The sequence below is a fragment of the Dyadobacter sp. CY323 genome (genome assembly GCF_021390245.1).
In the GTDB taxonomy this organism is placed as follows: Bacteria; Bacteroidota; Bacteroidia; order Cytophagales; family Spirosomataceae; genus Dyadobacter.
This window is the reverse complement of sequence record NZ_JAJUXH010000015.1, coordinates 205,390-229,708: the sequence shown is the minus strand read 5'-3', so window position 1 is coordinate 229,708 and position 24,319 is coordinate 205,390. Positions and strand designations below refer to the sequence as shown.

Sequence of the window (24,319 nt, the reverse complement as noted above, 5' to 3'; positions counted from 1 at the left end):
AACTATTTAACATAAAAATCAGTTGAAGTTATCGGCTGCGGAACATTTTTGTCATTGATCAGCTGCCGGAGGTTTATTTCTATTGTAGTTGCAATCGCCGTCATGGCCGTATCGGTCGGCTTGTTGCTAAACGGGTCCTGCAGGTGTGTTGCTGTGCGCTCCAAGAGAAAAAAGAGGGCGGCGATGATCAGTAGCAGGGGTATTTCAAAATAGCTTTCCAGGGTCCTCAGTGAAATAGAAAGCAGAATAATAAACAAATAGATGATCATATGCAGGAAAATGCGGTAAGTAACCGGAAAAACCGTTCCTTTTATCCGCTCGGCCATTCCCATGGAGTTGGTCAGATTTACCAGTGTATTGTTTAACTGGACGTGGCTGTAAACATCGACCTGCCCCTCGTTTTTTAGTGCCGCAATATCCCTGGCTGTCAGTTGCAGCAGGCCCAAGGGTTTATTTCGATGTTGCTCCAAGCCGCTCAAGTCCCGATGATCCAGGTATTTTTCCAAACCTTCTACGGGGTTGAGCTCCCTGAGCGTCAGCCCCAGCGAATAACACCAGGCAATATGTCGCAGCGCAATGCGCCTGATGATCTCCTGATTTCCTTCCCTTACGAAAGATTGCAACTGAATAATCAGAGTTCGCGAGTCGTTTACAATGCTTCCCCAGATCTTGCGCGCTTCCCACCAGCGGTCATAAGACTGGCTTAATTTAAATGAAAGAATGACAGAAATGGCAGTTCCTAAGAATGTGGGAATCGTGAGCGGAATCTCCGGTATTGCATAATTGAACAGCGTTTTGACCAGAAGTACGGCCAGTCCGATCAGCAATACATACATCAATTCGTGTTTGACCTTGTTGAAAATATACTTGAAAGGGATTGGTTTGTTTAGCAGCATAATTAATCCTGTTTTCTGTTTGACTATGTCATCGGAAGCACTGGGATTTAAACGCTGTTCCCAAGTCTAGAAAACTGAAAAAGTGGCAGAATTTGAATCGCATTCCGGGTATCCTGCTTGCCAAAATTACAGAAATAAGTGAAAAAATGACACAAACAGGCACATAAGAACGCATTTTTAAGCAATGGGGGCCGCTGGAATGCAGTTTGATAGGTAGCTGCTGATGCGAGAGCATATTGTACAGTTTTATTGTTTAACCAAAAAGGATAAAGTCATGTCACTCATCAAAAAGAACCGGAATTCATTTAACACGATCCCAGCTCTGTTCGACGATTTCGTTGGCCGCGAACTTTTTAACTGGGGTAACAGCAATTTCTCATCAACGCAGACCACCATACCCATGGTGAACATTAAAGAGTCGGCTGAAAATTTTGAAGTCGAAGTTGCCGCTCCGGGTATGGACAAAAAGGATTTCAAAATCCAGCTGGATAATAATATGCTAACGATATCTTCGCAAAAGGAAAATCAAGAGGAAACGCAGCAGGACGGTTACAGTCGCAGGGAATTCAGCTTTCAATCGTTCCAGAGAAGCTTTCTTTTACCTAAAGATGTGGTTGACCACGATGGCATTTTGGCAAGCTACGACAATGGGCTTTTACGTCTGACAATCCCAAAAAGAGAAGAGGCCAAACAAAAAGGCCCGCGATTGATTGAAATACAGTAAATAATAGTCTGGCCGCTTCAACTCAGAGGAAGCGGCCATTTGATTTCGATACTAACGGGATAAGTTTTTGAATATGTTGGACTATTGTTTTCTCACTCTTTCGGGTAACACCAATCTCAAAAAATTCAAATTGTGAGCGGTTTCCTTTCTCAGGAGAAATCAAAGTGTCCTTAGCAACAATATAGCTTGTTATGCGGTATTGACCTTCTATTTGACTTGCCGGGTCTTTTTCGACGTCTTTTTTACAATTCAGCAACAAAATGCAAAGGGAAGTATAAAAAATAATGTTTTTCATTATCCAATAAATTTTACCTAATAATTTGACAGAATTGAATGTTTTGCCTTATGCTCCTGACTGGCTGCAACATCATCTGGCCGTGAAATGTCCGTTTCGCCAGAATTCATGGCCAGATGAATTCCAAACAACTGAATCAAAGTAGCTTTTCCTGCACCGCCTTGTAGACTGTCCTAATTGCTGGCTGAAAACCTAAGCTGCGTGCAAGTGAACTGTCCGAATGCAGATACCAGGGATCTGTGAGAGGCTCGGATGATGATTCCATCGTAACGCCGACAAGCTTGCACAATTCATAAAGTGAAGTCGGGGCTTCATCCGAAATATTCACGGTGCGACCATCCATGGTTCCTGCCATCGCCATGTTCACTGCGGTGGCTATGTCACGGTGGTGAATGGTGCTCATTCTCATTGCAGGATGCCATTTGGCCGCAATCACGTGTTCTGGTAACGTTTCCAGATGTTTGTCGCCATCTCCATACACAAAGGGAAACCGCAGGACCGACCAGTTGAGACCACTTTCACGCAGCTCCTTTTCAGCTGCGACCTTACTGGCAGGATATGCGTGTTGCGGATCCTCAGGATCACTCTCCCGGCCCGGATGCGGGTTGTTCTTGTTGTAGACATGGGTAGTGCTTGCCAAAATGAAGCGGGCACCGGGTGCATGAGCCTTCGCTGCATTGATCAGGTTGCGGGTGCCCTCGAAATTACTTTTCCATATCAGATCGGTGTCTTGCGTGCGGAACACTGCGGCAAGATGGAGGATTGCTGAAACATCTTTTACCGCCGCCGCCAGTGACACTTCGTCCAGCAGATCCGCTTCCACAGCTGTAACCCTGGCAGGAATATCCTTCCCGCCACGCACTACTGCCCGGCAGTCAAAGCCTGCGTCCACCAGACGCGGTACAAGGCGTGCGCCAACAAGCCCTGTCACACCCGTTACTAATATCGTCTTTGATTCTTTGTTCATACCTTCATGTTTTTTGATGAACAAAGCTCGGGAGAATGTTGGCGGCAGAGCTGGACGAAAGCCGGTCAGCTCAGGACAAATCCTGGAAAAAGACAGCAACGGTTTTGCCTGTCACCTTCTTGAATAAGCGGGAAAAATAATCCGGGTCGTTAAATCCCAGATCGAAAGCCAGCTCTTTTACAGAAGTCCGTTCATTATAATACAGGCGCCTTCTGGCTTCCAGTATCAAACGGTTGGTTATAAATTCTTTTGGCGAAAGCCCTGAGAAATGTTTAACGATCTGATATAACCTGTCTGTACTTACCGCAAGTTCTTCGGCAATGTTTCGGACAGTGGGGTGATCTGTCAGGTTGTTTTCAACAAACACCTTGAAGCCAATAAACTTCTCAATTCTGTCATCAGCAGGCTTTCTGTCAGCTGCAAAATAAGCTGAATTAATCTCTGTCAAAAGGCTATTCAGATGGGCAAGGATCAGTTCTGGGTCGGTATCGGCAGTGCTCAACAGGCCAAGGATAATTTCAAAGATAGCTCCAAGCCGGATAGCCGCCGCAGGTGAAAAACTGATCTTTTGCTGGTTAAGCGGGTTGAGCAGGAAAGGGAAGCGCCGGGGTAGTCGTGAAAAGCATTCTTCATCAAATCCTAATTTGTAATAATCGGATCCATGTGTGGTAGCTGAATATTGCTGGATTTGATAGGGTAGTGCAAATAGCAATTGATGTTTTCCAATCTCAATTGTCTCCAGGTCCACAGTATGCTGGCTGCGCCCATCCAAAACAAACAGGAAAAAGTAATATTGCAAGCGGCGCGAGAATCCGGATTCAGCAGCGGTTTCCCTGGATAAATGGCCAAAGTCCGGGGTGACAATTCTGATGGGCAGTTGATCATTCTGGCTGAATTTCTTCGGAAACAAATTTATTTTTCGCATGCCTCAGATATATCAAGTAGTCAAATCACACTGAAAAGCAAATATGGTCAATAAATATGATTGGTTTGATCCCAAAGTAAGGAACGTTAAGTGCACTAGCAATTCGTCCACCTAACACGATTATTAATGATACGTTTCAGACACTTGTCTGTGATCAAAGCTTAGCCTTCCGCTGGCAAGTAGCTCCGGTAGCACAGCCTGCTCTGTTGTGTGTTCGGCAAGTTTGGCATGCCGGTTGTTATAGACAACTAACCTGGATATTGGGTTAGGGTTTCCTTCATATTGTAGATGATGAAACCGTTTCAAAATCTTCATGCCCGTTTCGGTAAGGCAACCCTAAACGCTCCCTGGGGGTAGTCCTGTGTATTCTGTGCGAAGTAAACCTCGTTTTTGCAGAATAGACAGGTCATTCGGTTACCACTTTTTTGTGATTAAACCCAGTCTTTGAGTGCATAAATGATAGGCGTCAGTGTCAAATCCGACAATCGGTTATTTCTCCCATTGTGTAGCTATCGACGTTGATGAAATCGGACGTTTTGAGTGTATAAAAATGGTGGTTTTATTCAGACCGGAGTGTTTTCACAGGATTTAATGAAGATACTCTAAGGGTTTTATACACTAGAATAAATGATGCGATCACAATTATAGTAAGAACGCAGCGAGCGACAGCACCAATTTCAATATTCCAATAGTGCTTCCATAACGACCCTAACACATGGTCAACTAGTGAGTATCCAATGAAGCTACCGAAAATCGCAGCACTGGACAGTATCAGAAAAAATTCTAAATTGATGATCCTGGCAATGTCCAATTCAGATGCTCCTAACACCTTTCTTATACCTATTTCTTTGGTCTTTTTGATAATATTGAGAGAAACAAGCGTGTATAAACCAGTAACCGACATCAAAATGGCAATGAATCCCAGGCAACCAACAATTTTAACGCCGTTGGTATTGACTCGGTTTGAAGATTCTTTGACAACCTCAATCGATTGGCTATCATAAATTTTGTCAGGGAAATTTTTCTTCCATTCTGATTTTAGAAAGGTATTCACTTTTGTTGCATTTTTGAGTTCTGCTGTTACAATGATTTCCCTATACTGCTCGGGCCTTGCATATTTTAGCAGAACCGGGCTAACCGGTTCATACAATGAATGGGTGTAAATGTCTTTCAGTACACCGACTATATTATACTGAACACTATCATTAATCGTGATCCGCTTACCTATCACATTGTCTGTCCATCCAAATTGTTTGACAAACTCTTCTGTGACCAGAACCGATTCTTTTAAGTCCGTTTCTGAACCCTTTTGAAACCCACGTCCAGATACAATTTCAATTTCCAGCGCTTCACAATAATTCTCACCGACATCCATCACATCGATCTGTTTTTCCATGGATTCGTAGCTAACCGATTGATTGTCTATGGATTGTGTGATATGATCCCTCGTTGCCGCAATCAGTCGAATTTCGGGGTTAGTTTCCGCTATATTTTTAAAAATTAAAAAATCCTTTGCTTCTCGTAAATGAATAGAAGTAATCCCTGTAGTTGCATAGCCAAGATCAAAATCTTTTTGATAACGGGCATTATTATAAAAAGCCATAGCAAAAATGATGGCAAGCAAGGAGATTGTAAAGGTCAGTCCCAAGAGTATCCGGGTAAACCAATTAGTGCTTCCCAGCTTTATCTTATCCTTTAAAATGCTGACAGGGGCAAAGTTCGTAATATAAATTGTCGGATAGCTGCCAGCGATAAGAGCTGTAGCAATCAGTAAACCCGTTAAAAAAAACATGAATTCGAGGTTGCCTGCATAGTTTAGATCCAATTTCAAGAATGGCCATAAGCTATTGTACGCAGGGATTAAGAACTCGGCAAGAATGAGTCCCGCAATAAGCGCGAAAAAGCACAACAGCAGGTTTTCACCCATAAATTGGAAAATGAGCTGTGACTTATTTGCGCCCATGACTTTCCTTACTCCGATTTCTTTAAATCGTTTACTGGATATCGCAATGGAGGTGTTTGTAAAATTGAAGCAGGCCAGTAACAAAAGAAGGAATGCAGTAACATTTGGGACTATTATTGCCTGCTGCGGAATTCCATATCGAAGTTGCTGCCATTTAACGTTTGGTTCCTGCATACTACGCTGGGCCATACCTTTAAAATTTTCAAGGTAATAGTCTTTTACTTTTATATTATTACCAGACCAATTCTGAGGTTGTATATATTGACGTAGTTGGCGTTGCATGACCGAAGCCTGCTTCGGATTGTCAAATTTTAAAAACGTTGTATTCCATGCGCCCCAATCCGTTGTACTGATGTTTAAACCGTTGGAGAAATCACTTAAATTAGTGAACAGTGTAATTGCACTGAATGAAAAACTTGAATTCATTGGCTGCTGTTCAAATACAGCCCCAACGGTAAAAACTCTTTTTTGATTATTACTGATCTGCGTTATTTCTTTACCTGAAACATGGACGGAATTAAAGTATTTTTGGGCTAAATCCTTGCTAATGAATATTTTATTTTTGTCTTTGAAGTTTGAAAAAGACCCATCTAACAGCTCAAAAGTAAACATATTGAAGAATGCTGAATCGGCATAAGCCATGTCAGTATTGAAGAGTTCAGATCCAATTCTAACAGTAGTGTTGGACGGGAAATACCGGACAATCGATGTTGCTCCGGCCTCAGTTAGTTTAAGTTGCTCTCCCAGGGGCATCGGGCAAACTCCGTATCTTTCAGCATTTCCCTTCGATTCTGCCGTAAACTCCACTCTGAAGATGCTGGCAGCATTTTTATGATTGCTATCCCAACTTTCCTTGAATTTCCAGTTAAAGTACCCGGCAATGCAGCATGCGATCGCGATACCCAGACCCAGTATATTTATGATTATAAATAACTTATTTCGTCTGAAGTTCCGGAATCCGATCAAGAAGTATTTGGCAAGCATAAAATCAGGGTTTACAAGTATCTTATGTAACCTATTTGCTGGTATGCATGAGTGGTAATATGGATAGTCAGAAAGATGTGCTGAAAGTCATTCAACCTCCTAATGTATATGCTTTCTCATAATTGGTCACAGTTTGAAGTGGAGATTGAATTTATACAAACAAAAGGCACATTAGTAATTAGAGGTAGATACTGAGGGCAAAGCTGTTCATTAATGAGACAGTTATCCTTGTTGTTTGTACCATCAACATCGATTGTAACAAAAATCTTTGCATTGGGTTTTACAAGGCTATCCGGGTAGTTCTTTATTACCAATACATTTTCATAAACTTTATCCCGATCAGTCCAACTTGTACCTAAATCTGAGTTGTCTTATGACTTTTGACATGGAAAGATTGCACTTGTAAGATTCAAAATTTGCACCAATAGTTGTAACATTATAATATTGCTTGAAATCTTATACTCAAACAGCTCGAGGAGATTACCTTCTCATTCGTGAAGCCAGGCCGGTCGTGCCGCCTTAAGTAACCTACACCGCTGACGGAGTCGGGCTGGAACTTCGAATTAATGAACAATGCAATGGCCAGCTGGGCCTACAAGGATATAAAGAGGAAAATGCAAACTATTCCATAGAAAATTGCTGTAATGGTACTTTTTTAAAAATTTTATTCTTGTAAGACTTATAGTTACAGAATTAACATTTTTTAAATTAAAAGTTGATGGTTATATTTACGGGTACGTACACATTTTTAATTTTCATTGCGGTAACGTAACCGGAAATTAGGTTTAAAAAATAGTAAAGACTGAACGTATATATCAATACGTGAAGGTGTTTTATATGTCATAATCTCAACTTTAACCCCCTTTTTTTAACTAAAACAATCGCCCGATAAACCCAGAGAATCCGCCTAGCAATGCATCTGTACGCATGGTTGAAGGGCTTTCATTTTCCCACTAAAACCAAACCACTTTACCTACATGGCAATACAACTAAAATTAAACCTTATTGCGCCCCACTTTAGCAAATCCCTGCAGCAAATCCGAAAGGTGATGGGATTTTCGATAGTACTGACGGGTGCCGCCTGTTTGCCACTGCTTGCTCACGCCGGGTCGGCAGCACGGTTCGGTACCCACGTGAGTAAAAGGGTCGCTTTCAATGTTACCGGAAAAGTTACCGATGAAAAAGGTGAAGGATTACCGGGTGTAAGCATTATGATCAAAGGGACCCAGACAGGAACCTTAACCGATGCCGAAGGAAAATATTCGCTGGAAGTCGCAGACGGAAAGGCGGTTTTGTTGTTTTCTTACGTCGGCTATAAGCCTAGTGAAGTGGTGCTGAACGACCGGTCGATCTTGGATGTGCAGCTGGAATCCGACAGCAAAGCGTTGGACGAACTTGTGGTGGTGGGCTACGGTACTGCCAAAAAAAGTGACCTTACGGGTTCTGTGGCACGGATCAGCGCCAATACATTTAAAAGCCAGTCGGTTACCCAGCTCACGGACGTACTGGCTGGTACTGTTGCCGGATTTCAGGCTAACCAGGGTACGTCGGCAGCCGGTGGAAGCTCGATGGAGATCAGGGGTTCCAACTCCCTGAACGCCGCCACGTCGCCGATGATCATTCTGGACGGGGTGATTTTTAATGGTGAACTCCGGGATATCAACTCTTCCGATATCGAAACGATGGACATCCTGAAAGATGCCAGCTCCTCGGCGATTTATGGTGCCAGGGCCGCGAATGGGGTCATTTTGGTCACTACTATTAAAGGTAAGTCAGGAAAGCCTACCATCAATTTCTCCACCAAGCTCGGGATTTCCGAGGCGCTCAATAAAAATTTCGGTGCACGCGGGCCGCAGGGTTACCTGGACTTCCGCAGGGATTTTTTCCGCACACTCGGCCAGACTCAGCCTGACTTTTACTGGTTTAACCCAAACCAGCTTCCACAAGGTGTGACACTCGACCAATGGAGAGCCGCTGCCAACAATCCCAATGCCGATAATACGCGGGAATGGCTCGCCAGGCTTAATTTTTTTCCAACTGAAATAGAAAGTTATATGGCCGGCCAGCCTGTGGATTGGGCCAATGAGTTTTTTCAAAAAGGTAAAAGACAGGAATATGATCTCAGCATAGGCGGAGGTACCGACAATGTTTCGTATTATTGGTCGCTGGGTTATCTGGATAACACTGGTATTATTCTGGGCGACAAATATTCGGCGATCCGGTCGAGGCTCAATGTGGATTTCAAAGTCACGAACTGGCTGAGCACCGGTATAAATGCACAATATACCAACCGGGACGAAAGCGCGGTTCCTGCCAACATCAATGGATTGTACACCGTCAGCCCTTATGCCCGTATATACAATACCGACGGCACCATGGCCTGGTTTCCCCATGGATATCCGGGAGGTGAAAACCCACTTGTCAACCCGAACGGACAAGACCGTTCCAAGGTGGTGAACAGCGTTTTTGCATCGATTTATGCGGAATTGAAATTACCACTCGGCATCACCTACCGCATTTCCTACCAACCGCGTATAGAGACATTCCGTGACCTCAATTTCTGGTCGCCGCTCACACTTGTGGGAGGCAATGCCCGCAGCGGAGGCTACGCGACCCGCCAGAACAAATCCACATCGGAGTGGATGGTCGACAATCTTTTAAAATGGAACAAGAAAGTAGGTATCCACAGCTTTGACGTGACCCTTCTTTACAATGCTGAGCGTTTTAAATCATGGGATGAAACCAATACCAATGAAGCATTTGCTCCAAGCTATGTGTTAGGCTACCACGGTATGCAGTTTGGCGGCAAACCTACCCTGACCAGTAATGATCTCCGCTATTCCGGTGACGGTCTGATGGGACGGATCAATTATTCGCTAATGGACAAATACCTTATTACTGCTTCCGTAAGAAGGGATGGTTTCAGTGCATTCGGACAGGAAAACCCGCGGGCTATTTTCCCCGCAGCAGCTTTTGCATGGAAAATTTCAAACGAGAAGTTTTTCACATCGGAAAAAATAAACGAGATGAAACTCCGGGTGAGCTGGGGTAAAAATGGTAACCGTGACATCGGCCCGTACGCTGCTTTCTCTCAGATGAATTCAGTTCAATATTACAATGGTTCTGCGACGCAGATCGGGGTTTTCACTTCCACGCTTTCCAACCCAATGCTCAAATGGGAAGAAACTGAATCGCTCAATGCCGGTATAGACCTGGGATTGTTTGCAAACAGAGTAACCGTTACGGTGGATGCTTACGATGCTACCACCCGCAACCTGCTGGTACGCCGGTCGCTGCCAAGGGTTACCGGATTCGAATATGTAACTACTAACATAGGGGCATTGGGTAACCGTGGTTTTGAATTTACGCTCGGCTCGACGAATGTCCGTAACTCCAATATTACATGGAGATCCAATGTCAATTTCTCGCTGAACAGAAACAGGATCAAAACTTTGTTCGGGCAAACCGGTAGCTATACCCTCGAAGGAAAACAGCAGCAGGGAGAAGTTCCTGACTTTTCGAACGGATGGTTTATCGGACAGCCGATAGATGTGGTATGGAATTACGATATCCAGGGAACGTGGCAGGTCGAAGAGGCGGAACAGGCCAAACGTTACAACCTGAAACCTGGTGACCTGAAGGCCGCTGATCTGGACGATAATGGAGCTTATGAAGCTTTGCAGGACAAAAAATTCATCGGTTATTCTGAGCCGAGATTCAATGTCGGCTTCCGGAACGAGGTGGAATTCCTGAAAAATTTCACGGCATCCATCTTTCTTCGTGCAGATCTTGGCCACATCCGCGATTTCCCGGAATCGGTTGCGGGCTGGTCGACCATCGACAGGAACAGCACTGCCAATTATCCATACTGGACACCCGACAACCGCAACAACGAATTTCCGAGGCTCAACAACAACGTAGCTCCTTTCGGTGGCGGGATCATGCCTTATAAGTCTGTTTCATTCCTTCGTGTTCAGGATGTGTCGCTTTCATACAATGTACCGTCGGCCATTGCAAGTATAGCTAAACTAAACAGCGTACGTGTTTTTGCAGCGGTTCGTAACCTTGCCACTTTCACAAAATGGCCGGGATGGGATCCTGAAACCAGCCTTGACCGTACAAAGCCAAGCCTGGATCCGATGCCAAGAACTATCACGTTCGGCTTGAACGTGTCTCTGTAACGAACCGATTTTAATCCAAAATTCCAACCAATAGTAATATGGAAATCAAAAAGAAACTAAGCTGGGTTCTGTGTGCCGGGCTGGCATTTATATTCTCCTGCTCCGAAAAATTCCTGGAACCCAGGCCGGAGTCGTTTTTTACGCCTGAAAATATTTTTGTCAATGAAGGTGGCTACCAGTCTATGCTTGTGACGATGCGTAAGGACCTTACTCGGGAGCAAACTGCGCAAAAGAACTTTATGGCGCATCAGTGGGCTGCCTCAGAAGCCGGAGTTCCCTGGCTGCAAATGGACTACCGCGCGTTGACGCCAAATTCTGATCAGTATCAGCAGTTTGTAAATCAGATCAATGATATTTTTCAGATGGTCAAAAATGCGAACACGGTCATCAGCCGTATTGATGAGATCAAATGGAGCAGCGAGGAAAACCGTAACAAAGTGCTGGGCGAAGCCCTCTGGCACCGCTCCTACTGGTACTACCGCCTGATCGGAAACTACGGCGATTTGCCTTTTATCAAGGAGGAATTAAAAGGTGCTAAACTGGATTTCAATACGCATAGCCGCTGGGCGATCTTAAACCAGATCCAGAAAGATGCAGAATTTTCGGCTGAGTGGCTTCCGGTAGTGACGAGCGCTGGCGTTCCGTCGAAAGGTGCGGCAAACCACTTGCTGACCAAAATTTATCTCGCTAATCTTCAGTTCGAGAAAGCCGTAGCAACTGCAACCAAAGTGATCGAAGGCCCGTACAAACTGATGACCAATCGTTTTGGACAGGATGCGAACGATCCGAGAAAAAATGTGATCTGGGACTTGCACCGCCCGGATAACAAAAATATTGCCGCCAATACCGAAACCATCCTTGCTTTTGTTGATCGCTGGGAAGCGCCCGTGACGGCACGTTCGGCGGGCTTGTTTACGATGCGCGTATACCATTGTGCCTATTATAACAGCGTGAGCGCTAAAGACCGGGAAGGGAAACTGGGAATGATCGACAGCGGGCCGTTGTATGATTCATTGGGCCGCGGTAACCCCGACGTGGCGCTCAGCGACTGGCACAGTTACCGCATCTGGGAAGAAGGAACGTATAATTACAAAACTACGCCTGATCTGAGAAGAGCCAACATTAACTGGTATGACCGGGAGGAGCTGTTTTACAACAATCCGGCCTCTGTTCAGTATCGCCAGCCTTTTGACCCTAAAAACCTAGACATTCCCGGTGAATACTGGGCGCGTATTTTCCCGATGCCTTTTTACAAAACCTACTCGCCCAAAAAGCCTGATCAGACCGGACAGCCGCTGGGCAGCAACGGCGACTGGTATATTTTCCGTCTGGCCGAAACATATCTTCTGAGAGCTGAGGCTTATTATTGGCTGGGACAAATGGGCAATGCCGCTGCGGATATCAATGTGGTACGGGCAAGGGCCAAAGCAACGCCGATCACCGGCGCCAATGTTACAATCGATTATATTTTTGATGAAAGCGCAAGGGAGCTTTTTGCCGAGCAGCCACGCCAGAACGAGCTGAACCGTGTTTCATATATCCTTGCAAAACGTGGAGAAATGGGATACAGCCTGACCAACATTCATGAGAAAAACTTCTTCTATGACAGGGTTTTCAAACTGAACGATTTCTATCGCCGGTCGGGCGAGGTGAGGCAACTCGGACAAAGTCCTAATATTCAGCCTTACCACTTCCAGTGGCCGATCAGCGACCCGATTATTACTGCCAATACACTGGGGCGCATTAATCAGAACCAGGGTTATGTGGGTGCTCAGAATAATAAGCCGCCGTTGGAAACGATAGAATAACCTGCCGTTATTCATCTCGATACATTCCCCAACATCGGGCCCGGTTTTCCGGAAACCTTGGTGTTGGGGGTTTTTAATTCAATAATGCTGTAACCTATCTCTCTCAGATATTTTAGGCATTTCTGATTAAACGCCATCGAGTAAGAAATTGGCTTGAGATCGGCTCAGAATCGAGCTCTTCGATCACTTCATTCTATTAATCATTGATAACTGTGCAATGGCAAGTTGGCTTTGATCATCCGTAACCTGGTGAAACATACGCGCAGCTTCGGCGTAAACGCTCATAGGGTAGGAGGGTGTAAAATACAGGTCACGCTCGATCTGTATACCCAACTTCGGATGACAGGCAGCTTCCAGTTCGGAAGTAGATACATTACCAATGTTCCGGGTAACCCACTCCAAGGTCACACAGCCCGAAAGCGATATCATCATAGAGCGGGTTGATCTCGGATAGGAGCCAGGTCGCGTTTGCAATGAACAGCTTCACAGCTGGTGGGTTATCTTCGGCGCGTTTCTCCATAGGTATGATTACGAGTCTGGATTCTTTTTACAGAATAATTCAATAAATATGCGCTGCTGGTTCTTTATTGGCTCGATAACTTTCTACTTATTTCTGGGATCGTGCCAGCTGGCTTATGGACAAACGACAGCCCTGCTGACCGGATTCGTGACAGATGCCGCGACAGGAAAACCTATGCAGTTTGCCAATGTATATATTAATGGCAGTTCGCAGGGGGCCGTTACGGACGAAAAAGGAGCATATGCGCTTGCTGCAATTTCACTTGGTACGGTCGATATTGTTGCTTCATTTGTTGGGTATGAATCTGCTAGGCAAAGTATCCGTTTTGAAAATACGTCTCCGCAAAAAGCCAATTTCCAGCTCAAAGCAAGTGAACAAATGCTGGACGCTATCACAGTACGGGGCAATCTGAAGCGGTCGGAACGGCATTTACGTCAGTTTAAAAAGCAACTCTTTGGCGAGCCGTTTGGCGGGCAGTGCCTGCTTGTAAATAGTGAAGTTCTCAACTTTAAAGAAGATAAAGGTCATCTGTATGCGAAGGCTAATGAGCCGTTAATCGTTGATAACCAGGCGCTGGGTTATAGACTTATCTATGATTTGCGACATTTCGATGCTACTCTGTCGGGGAAGGTTTATTCTGCTGGCACGGCCCGGTTCGAAGAACTCAAACCCGAAAGCGAACGGCAGGCCGACCGATTCCGGCGCAACCGGCTGATTGCATACCGTGGATCTATCCGACATTTAATGGCCAGCTTGATAGACGGTACTTTCGAACAGGCTGGCTTCCTGGTTTATCAGGAAGATGTCACTAAGCCAATCTCGGTCGAACGTCGGATCATTACGCTTACCGCTGCGATAAGCGAATACAAACGTTTGGTTCCAATTCAGGTTTCCAAGTTGATTCAACCCGGTCGGTTACCGAGCGAACGCAGATTGGTTTCGCCCATGAAACTAATCGTATTCTATACCAAAGCCTCCTCAGGTTTCTCACCGTATCCCGATGCCCGTTACGCCTATACGGAGCTGCAACTGCCCAGCGGGCAGTTGCAGATGACCGTTGATGGGGTTATTACGATGCCTGAGGGCATGGAAGCGGAAGGCTCAATGGGTGATGACAGACTATCAACGATGTTGCCCGCCGACTGGAAACCCGAAGGGCGCGAGACGGAGCCAGATATAACTGGCTCATTGGCCAGACAAGGAAAACTTGCGCCATCTGACACCTGCCTGGGCAGTATCAGTGCGGCTTTCAACGGACGATTTAAGTTGCTGGCTCCGACATTGTTTGTTCACATTGATAAACCTTTTTATGCCACTGGCGACCGGCTCTGGATGAGCACCTACTTACTTGACGCTACCAGTCACCAGCGGGCCGGTGGTGAAACCGCCGTTCATGTTGACCTGCTTACGTCAACCGGGAAACTGGTGCAGCACCAGTGGGTACACATCGCTGAGGGACGTGGCCAGGGCAACTTTCGTCTGTCCGATACCCTCACGACAGGAACGTATCGCCTACGCGCCTATACCGATGAAGATGATGCCCAGCGACGCCCGGCTTTTGAGCGGTCGGTGGCTATCTATAATTTGTTTCGTAACGACGTATCAATGCGTAGCGATTCTGTTGCTCAGCAATTAGACATTCAGGTTTTGCCTGAAGGTGGTCGCTGGATTTCAGGATTACCAGTGCGTCTAGGCGTGAAAATTGTACAGTCCAACGGTCGTGGTTTGTCCACCGCAGGGAGTATTGTTGACGATTTAGGTGTTGAGGTAGTTCGTTTTGAGACCAACCAACAAGGCATGACCAGCGTGTTGATAGAGCCGAAGGCGCAGCGGACCTACTACGCAGATGTATCCTACAACAACCAACTGCAACACGTTCCATTGCCTAAACCCGAAAACGAAGGGCTGTTGCTTTCAGCCGATGCGATTAGCGATACAACCCGTCTGGCATTAACCATCTTGAGCTCCAACCGGGCCCAGGCCGACTCCGTATACATTCTTATCCAGCAGCGCGGCCTGATAGTCGATCAGCGAAAAATTTTCTTGCAACATGGGGTGGCGAAGATAAGCTTGCCAGTGATGGGCTGGTTTCCCGGTCTTGCGCAAGTCACCCTTTACGATGCAGCAGCTAAGCCACAAGGCGAGCGGCTATTTTTTGTGCCGGAATTCGTTGCGCCAGTTCGTGTGACATTGAAATTGAACAAAACAAAATATCAGCCCCGTGAACACGTTATCCTAGGCATCAATCTGAAAGATAACGGATTGAATGTGTCCGCAGCCTTATCGGCGTCGATTACCGATGCCAGCATAGTGCCTGAGGATACCGCCGAGGCGACTCTTCAAGCACACTTGTTGCTTACGGGAGAGCTGCGGGGACGTGTTGAAAACCCCAATCACTACGTATTGAATCACTCTACAGAGACCCGTAAAGCTCTGGACGACCTGCTGCTGACGCAGGGTTGGCGACGGGTTAGTGGCACACCGGACACTGATTCGCTCGGTGGGGTTTCGCTGAGCGGCCGCATTTTGAATTCGGAAAATCAACCCATACCTGGTGCGCAGATTATTGTGGCGACCACAGGGGCTGGGCAATCATTTGTAAAATCGGCTGGGGCTGACAAAGAGGGGCGTTTTCGCATGGCGGGTATGGCTATTGTTGATACTGTAAATTTAATGGTACAAATCGCTGGGCGTAATTCAAGAAAAATGCCTGCCAAAGAAGCCATCCTGGTTCAGGAAGGGCCTGGCAAACTATGGGAACTCGGTAAAACGACTGCCACGCCAAACTGGCCGATGCTGCAAGCTCAACTGGTAGCTGCCCGGACCCGGCAAGAGGCAAACACCGATTTTTACCGTGATAAAAAGGTAAGACTGCTAAATGAAGTGACTGTTCGAGCGCAGAAATACAATGAAAGGCCAGATGATATTAAAATGCGTAGTCTGCACAATGATGCCGATGCCGTGATCACGTTCAATGAGAAATCGCTAATTTACTCCAACCTCTATGAAATGATTCAGGGGCGATTTGCGGGTGTGACGGTCGTGAGAACTACACCATCGCCAGGCGGCCCGCCAGCCCCCCCCGGATATCAGGTATCCATTCGGGGCATGAGCAGCTATAAAAGTGGTACACAGCCGCTGTTTCTGATGGATGGCGTTCCTGTTCCAGACCCTGATGGAAGCGCTTTGATGAACTTCAATCCAAGAGACATTGAACGTGTCGAAGTGCTGAAAAATGCAGGTACGGCGGGGATATACGGAGTTCGGGGAGGTAACGGAGTAATAGCATTTTATTCAAAAGGTGCACGGTCTATGCAGGTAAATGCGAAACCGAACGAGGGTATGGCACCGATTCAATTCATTGGTTATCCGTCGGTGCAGCGCGAATTTTATGTGCCACGCTATGATGTGGACGTGACTACCAGCACCATTTCCGGCCCAGTTGATGACCGGGATGTGCTATATTGGAAACCAATAATACTAGCCGATGCTCAGGGAAACAGCCAGCTGCGTTTTCCGCTATCAGACGTAGTACGAACGCTGCGCGTCGTGATTCAAGGCATTACAGCTGATGGCCGTGCGGTGCTGGGTATTCACTTAGTACAAATTCAATAATATTTTTGTCTATATCTCAAATATTGTAGGTATGAGCGCAGGCCATTTTCGTGCCCATGTTACGAAGTTCGGGCGGAGAGAACAAACACTGCGGCAGCGATATTTTCTAAGCAGTTGCCTTGCAACTAAACGATTGCGCCGAGACCTGGTCTCAACGGGTCTGATAGAATCATTACACACCAAGGTCGTTGAGAGGGATCTCTATGAATACCTGGGTTCCTCCTTTCTGCTGAACCTTAATTTTGCCTTTTAACCTACGAATTCTGGCCTCCGCATTTTTTAGACCCATCGAAGGTGCCCTTACTGCCGTATAGTCAAACCCTTTGCCGTTGTCATTAATCCAGATACGAAGGGAATTGCTCTTTATGTGTATCTCCAAGGTGATTTTTGAAGCATCCGAATGCTTATGGGCGTTGTGAATTAATTCCTTAACGATGAGCGAAATCTCTCGTCGATTACGTCCGGAGACCACAACCTCAGGAATTTCATTTGGAATGTGCGCTACAAAATCGACATTGACGTGTGCAAACTGTGCGTAAGCCTGATCTTTAATATAAGTGATTAGATCGATCAAAGTGTCATTCTCAACGTCTGTGGTCCAGATGGTACCGCGAATTTTATTGGATATATCATTTATCATTTGAGCAATCTGGGTCAATTCATCTCGGGGGTTCTGCTGTCTGCTTGCTACTTCCGCGAACAGCCTGATGGCAAAGATCCCAGCACCGATGTCATCGTGAATTTCACTGCTGATCCTCTGTCGCTCTTCCAGAATAACCTGTTGCTGCCAGTCAATTTTTCGTTGGAGGTGTCTGCGGTCGACAATGAATCTAAATATCAAGTAACTGACAAAACAAATGAACATCCCGATTACAAAGTTCTGGAACAACGGGTTTTGCCACCAGGAATGTAAGATTTCAAAATGATAAATTATCGGAATTTTGGCTATGCCCAGCTCAGGATTTACGGCAAACGCTTTGAGGGTATACTTTCCTGGTGCTAGTGATGCGAAGGTAATTGTCCGCATTCCCGGACTGGTAACGTTCCAGGTGCAGCCTTTTCCAATAGTAAGACAGTATTTTATGAAGGTTTGCCTTGCCTTATTATAAACTGGTACGGATACGGTAAATTGTATGTTATTCTGATTGCGATCGAAAACATGCTGATTTGCCATCATTCTGTTATTTACCAGTACACTGTACAAATAGTTGGTAAGCGGCTTATCAACTGCCTTTTCGTTCAATGCAATTTTAAATAGCCCGCTTACAGTGGCAAGGTATACCTGGTCTTCGACAACTAACAAGTCGGTGGTAAGAACGCCATCTGATGTTGACAGATTTTTACTATTACCAAACTGATTTTTTTGAACGTCCAGCACTTGCACGGCGCCCCCTGTGAGTAGCCATATGGCATTATTACTCTCGCGCAGCTTAAGAATGCTGTTTGAAAGTAAACCATCCTCAACGGTAAATTGAGAAATATGTTGATTATGATAAACTAAGAGTCCATCATTGACTGTGCCTACATAAATCTTATTGTTATAATATCGCAAAGCTTCACAGTATACGGGTTTACCTCTGAACAAAACGGGTGTTATTCCTTTTTCATTTATTGAAAACAATTCATTTTTGAAAGCGACAAACAATGTCCTTTCTCCTGGATGATAGGCAAGGGCATCACATCTCTTGCCGTAGCGAAATAAATTAGACTCCTCATGATATTCAGTAACCCCTCTCAGTTGACGGACGACCTGTTTTCTTAGTTCATCATTTCGGTGCCTGAGAAGAATAACCAGCCCGTTGGCTGTCGTGGCAAAAATCAGGTCGTGTGTACTGTCAATTTGTTTCAAAGAACTGAGGGTGGGGATTATTTGCAGCTTACCGGTAAGGATGCTATACTCGTACGTATGAATAGGTGTTCCGATCATCACACTGCTTTCATCGATTGGGGCGATCTTCCGGATGGAAGGAAAATCTTCGGGGAATTTAAGGTTATGTCGGAAATCATTGAGCTTATAGTCGTATGCATAGATCCTGCCGTTCTGAGTACCCATCAACAGCATATTCCTATGTTTAGCCATTGTTCTAACAATATCATTGGTGGGTAGCCCGGGAAGAATAATCCGCTGTCTGACTGTATGGCTCTTTTTCACAAGTAAACCATTGTTTAGACTTGAAAACCAGATATTACCTTCGTGATCTTTGACAACATCGCTGAGATTTTGTCCGCTTATGGATGCTGCGCCATTTAGCTGAGTACTTCTTTTCTGGGTATTAATCCATGTCGCATTACTTGTCTGAGAAATCGTATTGATGAATTCCTTATAGATCTTTCGTTGATAAACAAGCAGCGAATCGCCACGCACCCCCAACTTGGTAAGCGTCCCTGAAGGATTGGAAAATAGCAACAGTGTGTCGCCAAGTGTCCCAGGGTGCAGCGAAGACGCCGGATAGGACCGCATATCCTTGGGTAGGTTCAGTTGTTTCAGTTCAGCATGCGGCCCGGGCCGGTAAATGTACCAGCCGTTTTTGCCATGTGCCACTAACCCCTCATTGAGTATCGCCAAGGAGTTGGTCCCCCCGGAAGCTTTATTTTCAGCATCTACGTACTTACCTGAAAGTGTTCTGGTATCGCAGACAAATAGGCCCTTGTCAGAGGTTGCGTAAAGGAAATTCTTATGTACAACTATTTTACCAAACCTGGATTCGGAATGTGAATCATAAGACCTTAACAGATGTGTTTGGTCATGCTCTATATAGAAAATCTGCCCTGTAAAGTTGTGAAACCATATTCTGCCTTGTTCATCCTGGCTTAATCCGGACACACTCAATGAACTTTGTTCATTGGAGGCAAACGGCGTAAAACTGATTCCATCATAACGATATACACCTACCTCCGTTGCAATCCAAAGAAAGTTCTGCCGATCCAAAAATAAATCGTAAATGGTTTTTGATGGAACTTCCTGCACTGCTTCAACAAGTATCTGGCTGCTCTGGGCCATCGAACCTGACCAAATCAGCAAAAACGGCAGAAACCTAATCATCATCAGAAGGAAATTAGTAAGAACGGGTAGCTCGATTGATTTCAACTTCGGCATATGAACTCTTTCAGAGGCGATTCATCATTAGAGTGCCAGTACAAGGATATTTACTTTCATTGATGATTGGGATCACATTTTTGCATTCAGCTTTTTTCTTCTTTCTTAAAGTAACGCAATACACTCTACTGAAATTAATATACCTGCCGGGAAAGGCATAACCTGAGGAGTGCTGCGTGCAGGTGCATCTGTTGGAAAGAACTCTATGTAAACTTTGTTAACTATTCCAAAGTCGTTACCTGCTACCATAAAGAGCGTTGTTTTTACAACCTTATTCATGCTGCTACCAGCTTCTTCCAGTACAGTCTTGATATTCGAGAATGCTTGTCTGGTTTGATCTTCAAACGAGTTGCCGACTACTTGACCCGAGTCAAGGTTTAAGCCTGGCATACCGGACAGGAAAATTAAACCGTTTGCAATTACTGCCTGTGGAAACGCCGGATTCATTCGCGGGGCTTTCTCAGTATTGAAATTTGTCCTTTCATCCATAATACACTTGATTTAATTGTATGAGTTAGGTATGCTGCTTGTCAATGGCTAACTCATACACTTTGATGAGACTGCAATAAGAAAACCCATATCCTAGGTGTCTGTGATCGAAACTTTGCCGGGCTGATAGGATCGAATGCCCGAGGTTGAATACTTTGCCCACAGCAGCAATCATTGCCCATACAAAGATTCACAGCGGTCTTAGACCAGTAATTTTTATTTAATATACGATATAATCTTTTGTAGTTGCAGGGGCCAAGAGATTTTAATCTCTGAGTAGTTGTGCCTGGCGAAAAGCCGCTTTTACGTACCACTGTCCATTGGTACGTTTTTTTGTTATTGGCCGTAGTCCCAAAAGCTTTGTACCCTATTCAGGCGCGGCAAATGTCTGGCGGCTCATCTCAAACTAAAATCAAATTTTATCAAATGGAAACTTTCAAAAGCATAGCGTACGGCGCAACGGGATCATTGATTGGTGGGGAAACTCTAAAACCAATGGAGATAGACCGGCAGCAACCCAAGGACAACGAGGTGCAAATCAAAGTTTTATATTGCGGGGTATGCCACTCAGATGTCCACCAGGTGGCCAATGACTGGTCGAATACAATTTACCCATGCGTGCCGGGGCACGAAGTGATTGGCCGAATTGTCAAAGCTGGAAGTGCGGTTATTGAATTCAGCATAGATGATGTTGTCGGTGTAGGTTGCATGATCGACAGTTGTCAGCGTTGCTCTGCATGTCAGCAGGGGGTAGAGCAGTTTTGTGAAGGGCCGGTTGGGCAAACAATGACCTAAAATGGATATTGGAAGCCCGATGGGAGCGGGTACAATACCTATGGCGGATATTCGGACAGCATTGTTGTCAATGAGGCATTTTTAATCCGTATTCCGGAAAGTATGGATATCAGCAAGGCCGCGCCGATACTTTGTGCAGGGGTCACCACATACTCGCCGCTAAAACAGTGGAAGGTAGGTCCGGGCGACCGGGTTGGGGTAGTTGGGATCGGTGGCCTGGGGCATATGGCCGTGCAGCTTGCCAAAGCGATGGGCGCAGAAGTGACTGCGATCACCAAGTCAGAGGATAAGCAGGATGCTGTGCTTGAGCTAGGTGCTGACCACGTGCTGATCTCCACGGACAAGGATCAGATGAAACAGTATGAGGGCAAACTCAATTACATATTGTGCACCATCCCAGAGGCTTTTGATGTTAATCCCTATGTGGAACTTCTGTACCGGAACGGTTCATTGGTAACAGTTGGCTTGCTCGGGCCGTATGAAAAGCCGGTCAATAATATGCAGGTAGCCATGAAGAATCGCACTGTCGGTGGGTCAATCATCGGTGGCGTGGCGGAAACGCAAGAGGTGATCGACTTCTGTGCCGAGCATCAAATTTTACCGCACGTTCAGATGATTTCTATGGAGGATATCAACGATGCCTTCAAAAAAATCAAAGACGAGACGGTTCGTTTCCGATATGTAGTCGACATGAAATCGCTTCATACAGCCTCTTAAGATGTTTTTTTATCAATTTTATCAAATCGATAAAAGCTCAATGTCAAATCGCAGCTCTAAGCATAATTACCAACTTGCTTTAACCGTTAAAAGGTAAAGCTGTACGTGTGTTCCTGAGATATTTTTCCATTTTTTTCTTCTGTTTTCAATATGCTGCCGCACAGCCGTTTTATACGCGCATACGAGGCGGATTTGGCGTTGACTTATACGGTATTACTCCGCGAGGCGCTATTACTGCCGAAGCAGCATTTGGCTATTCAAATAGGTCATTTTGGAATGTCCAAGCAGGACTAGGCGCTGTCAGCAGGGCTAATTTTCGCAGTCCAGCTCTTTCCGCTGCCTTGACGCATTGCGTTATTTTAAATCCCTACAAACGTAACCCCTGCTTTCCACAGCTCAGACATTATCTGATTGAAACTTACTTCGAAGGGGGATTAGGCTGTTTTATGGTAGACCGATACGATAATGGCATATATTTAGGAACCAACAGACAGCGACTGCTGACGCCATCTGGCATAATCGGTTTTCGCTTCAACATGCTTACAGGTAAATGGATATATATTTTAAGGTTACGCTACACGCCCCATTTATTACCTAATGACCTTGCTTCATATGTCGGTGTGGGAGTTGGTATAGGCTGGCGTTAAATAACCCATCAACTCTTCTTCCCAACTTCTTCCTCAAAAATGCGCATTGCAAAGAGACCGTTTCCAACCGCCCCACCGGCCCGAAGCGCCGCTGCAATAAACACGGTCTCACCAACCTCCTCCTTAGTAGCACCCGCATCGATGGCATTTTTCATATGGGCTTCAATACAGTAAGAGCATTGTGTCGTTAGTGCAACTGCCACCGAAATAAGTTCTCTATACTTGATGGGAATGACGCCATCACTCCGTTCAGCTGTGTGTTTTAAATTCAAAAAAGCTGCTGCCTCTTTCGGGGCAGAATTAATCAGTGTATCGGTGTATTTTCGATCCTTTGGAGTTTGATATTCAGTCATCTTGTTTAATATTATATGATATATTGTTAAGGTGATTTAACATTTCCTATACTCGTTTTAGCGTATGAAATCCACATCCCTGAGACATTTGTTTATGTCCCTCAGAAGTAAGATCTTACCGTTCGAACGATGGCTTAATGAATGAATTGCTGGAACGTAAAGTCGGGCTGATGAATCTGAAATTCATTTTCGCTAGAGGACCGTTGGGCTTCGGACGCATAGATGAACATCTTTTGCTCGTAATTGTGGATAGCGCTTTTATGGTTTCATAATTCCCTTTTGTCAGATTATCTGCTAGCACTGACGCGTCCATCAGGCCGGTATTTACCCCTTGACCGGAAAAGGGCGGCATCAAGTGGGCGGCATCACCAATCAGCGTAATCGGCAAAGGTCGATTAGCCTTCCAAGGCTTATCTAACGGCAGTTTTCTGGTTGTCAAACCGACAAAAGTGGATGTATGGTTGAATAATTGATGGAAACGTTGATCCCAATCCACAAATCTTTCGGAAAGAAACGTTCGGATGTGATCCGGCCTTTGGAAATCCAGTCCATGATCATCTACCCACTCGTCGGGCTTTCGAAACGTTATGCCGTAAGCCAATGCCCCGTGGTTGCTGGGGTTTGCCACCAGTATGTTGCCCTCATAGGAACTCATCAAAATATTGCCGCTGCAAAATCGGTAGAAGTCAGGACATTTCCACTCCGGTTCAAGCACTTCCCCTTGGATAATAAAGGTGCCCGTCTCTTCGACTTGCGCAGCAGTCACATAAGGTCTTACCCTGGACATTCCGCCACTAGCCCCGATCACCAAATCAGCTATTACATCCGGCTTACCATCGAAATGCAGCCGCCATTTTTCCCTATACTGGGCAAGTCCCATAAATTTTCGGTCCCATACCACAGTATCACTGGCTAAACTATCCAGCAGCATGGTTCGTAAATCGTTTCTGCTGATTTCGGGATTATCATATTGATTCTCAACTGTCGGTCTCTTTGAAAAAAATACATTACCATGGTGATCTGCTAATGTCCTTCCCATCGGTTTTGCAAGAGCAAAATAGCGTTCCAGTAAACCTGCTTTTTTCAAGGCAGCCTGCCCTGACTCTTTATGCAGGTCAAGCGTTCCACCCCAAATCCTTGCCTGAGGATCCCTGTCTCTCTCGTAGACTGTTACGTCAATTCCTTCCTGCTGTAATAAGCGCGCCATTGTCAGGCCGACGGGGCCTGCCCCAACGATGGCTACTCGTGTATCATCATGTATCATAAGTTTTGCTTTGAGCTTGACGCAAAGGCATGCAGCCTTATAAGGATAAAATAGCTATACTTGACTCATAAATAGTCAT

General features: G+C 45.4%; 17 protein-coding genes and 1 pseudogene. 7 read left to right on the top strand and 11 right to left on the bottom strand.

What is annotated here, in order from left to right; all coding sequences use genetic code 11:
* Positions 1-2: 2 nt before the first annotated feature.
* Positions 3-896: a bestrophin family protein gene (locus LZG72_RS20540; RefSeq protein WP_233876619.1), complete on the bottom strand. Its 894-nt coding sequence runs from the start codon at positions 894-896 to the stop codon at positions 3-5.
* Positions 897-1,170: 274 nt separating this feature from the next.
* On the opposite strand from LZG72_RS20540, the gene LZG72_RS20535 reads away from it, so the two are divergent.
* Positions 1,171-1,620 (top strand): Hsp20/alpha crystallin family protein, encoded by a 450-nt coding sequence (locus LZG72_RS20535; protein WP_233876617.1) that lies wholly within the window; start codon positions 1,171-1,173, stop codon positions 1,618-1,620.
* Between the two features lie 22 nt (positions 1,621-1,642).
* Here the strand turns inward: LZG72_RS20535 and LZG72_RS20530 are convergent, their stop codons facing one another.
* The 4 genes from LZG72_RS20530 to LZG72_RS20515 form a co-directional block, all read right to left on the bottom strand.
* Complete coding sequence (locus LZG72_RS20530) at positions 1,643-1,915, bottom strand: hypothetical protein (RefSeq protein ID WP_233876615.1); 273 nt, start codon at positions 1,913-1,915, stop codon at positions 1,643-1,645.
* Between the two features lie 136 nt (positions 1,916-2,051).
* Positions 2,052-2,882 (bottom strand): NAD(P)-dependent oxidoreductase, encoded by an 831-nt coding sequence (locus LZG72_RS20525; protein WP_233876613.1) that lies wholly within the window; start codon positions 2,880-2,882, stop codon positions 2,052-2,054.
* Between the two features lie 70 nt (positions 2,883-2,952).
* The gene (locus tag LZG72_RS20520; RefSeq protein WP_233876611.1) at positions 2,953-3,807 is read right to left on the bottom strand and encodes a helix-turn-helix domain-containing protein; all 855 of its coding nucleotides are present in this window, start codon (positions 3,805-3,807) and stop codon (positions 2,953-2,955) included.
* Positions 3,808-4,366: 559 nt separating this feature from the next.
* Positions 4,367-6,754, bottom strand: a complete 2,388-nt coding sequence (locus tag LZG72_RS20515) for an ABC transporter permease (protein ID WP_233876609.1) — start codon at positions 6,752-6,754, stop codon at positions 4,367-4,369.
* Positions 6,755-7,803: 1,049 nt separating this feature from the next.
* Here LZG72_RS20515 and LZG72_RS20510 point away from each other — a divergent pair.
* Both LZG72_RS20510 and LZG72_RS20505 read left to right on the top strand, forming a co-directional pair.
* Positions 7,804-10,935: a TonB-dependent receptor gene (locus tag LZG72_RS20510; protein WP_233876608.1), complete on the top strand. Its 3,132-nt coding sequence runs from the start codon at positions 7,804-7,806 to the stop codon at positions 10,933-10,935.
* 38 nt (positions 10,936-10,973) lie between these two features.
* On the top strand, positions 10,974-12,743 hold the full coding sequence (locus LZG72_RS20505; protein ID WP_233876606.1) for a RagB/SusD family nutrient uptake outer membrane protein: 1,770 nt from the start codon (positions 10,974-10,976) through the stop codon (positions 12,741-12,743).
* A 183-nt stretch (positions 12,744-12,926) separates the two neighbouring features.
* On the opposite strand, the gene LZG72_RS20500 is transcribed toward LZG72_RS20505, so the two are convergent.
* Complete coding sequence (locus tag LZG72_RS20500) at positions 12,927-13,175, bottom strand: DUF2958 domain-containing protein (RefSeq protein WP_233876604.1); 249 nt, start codon at positions 13,173-13,175, stop codon at positions 12,927-12,929.
* Entirely contained in the window at positions 13,117-13,263 is a 147-nt protein-coding gene (locus LZG72_RS29495; protein ID WP_409017724.1) for a DUF2958 domain-containing protein, read from the bottom strand. Before LZG72_RS29495 ends, LZG72_RS20500 begins: the two co-directional genes overlap by 59 nt.
* A gap of 48 nt (positions 13,264-13,311) precedes the next feature.
* Between LZG72_RS29495 and LZG72_RS20495 the strand changes: the two genes are divergently transcribed.
* Positions 13,312-16,878 (top strand): carboxypeptidase regulatory-like domain-containing protein, encoded by a 3,567-nt coding sequence (locus tag LZG72_RS20495; RefSeq protein ID WP_233876602.1) that lies wholly within the window; start codon positions 13,312-13,314, stop codon positions 16,876-16,878.
* A gap of 172 nt (positions 16,879-17,050) precedes the next feature.
* Here the strand turns inward: LZG72_RS20495 and LZG72_RS20490 are convergent, their stop codons facing one another.
* Both LZG72_RS20490 and LZG72_RS20485 read right to left on the bottom strand, forming a co-directional pair.
* On the bottom strand, positions 17,051-19,924 hold the full coding sequence (locus LZG72_RS20490) for an ATP-binding protein (RefSeq protein ID WP_233876600.1): 2,874 nt from the start codon (positions 19,922-19,924) through the stop codon (positions 17,051-17,053).
* Positions 19,925-20,080: 156 nt separating this feature from the next.
* Positions 20,081-20,464, bottom strand: coding sequence for a RidA family protein (locus LZG72_RS20485; RefSeq protein ID WP_233876598.1), 384 nt, complete (start codon positions 20,462-20,464; stop codon positions 20,081-20,083).
* 426 nt (positions 20,465-20,890) lie between these two features.
* Between LZG72_RS20485 and LZG72_RS20480 the strand changes: the two genes are divergently transcribed.
* The 3 genes from LZG72_RS20480 (at position 20,891) to LZG72_RS20470 (ending at position 22,623) form a co-directional block, all read left to right on the top strand.
* On the top strand, positions 20,891-21,259 hold the full coding sequence (locus LZG72_RS20480) for an alcohol dehydrogenase catalytic domain-containing protein (RefSeq protein ID WP_233876596.1): 369 nt from the start codon (positions 20,891-20,893) through the stop codon (positions 21,257-21,259).
* Positions 21,260-21,361: 102 nt separating this feature from the next.
* Positions 21,362-21,976: a zinc-binding dehydrogenase gene (locus LZG72_RS20475; protein WP_233876594.1), complete on the top strand. Its 615-nt coding sequence runs from the start codon at positions 21,362-21,364 to the stop codon at positions 21,974-21,976.
* A gap of 107 nt (positions 21,977-22,083) precedes the next feature.
* On the top strand, positions 22,084-22,623 hold the full coding sequence (locus LZG72_RS20470) for a hypothetical protein (protein ID WP_233876592.1): 540 nt from the start codon (positions 22,084-22,086) through the stop codon (positions 22,621-22,623).
* 8 nt (positions 22,624-22,631) lie between these two features.
* Here LZG72_RS20470 and LZG72_RS20465 read toward each other — a convergent pair whose 3' ends face one another.
* On the bottom strand, positions 22,632-22,976 hold the full coding sequence (locus LZG72_RS20465) for a carboxymuconolactone decarboxylase family protein (RefSeq protein ID WP_233876590.1): 345 nt from the start codon (positions 22,974-22,976) through the stop codon (positions 22,632-22,634).
* A 134-nt stretch (positions 22,977-23,110) separates the two neighbouring features.
* Positions 23,111-24,240 (bottom strand): annotated as a pseudogene (locus LZG72_RS20460) (FAD-dependent oxidoreductase).
* Positions 24,241-24,319 lie beyond the last annotated feature (79 nt).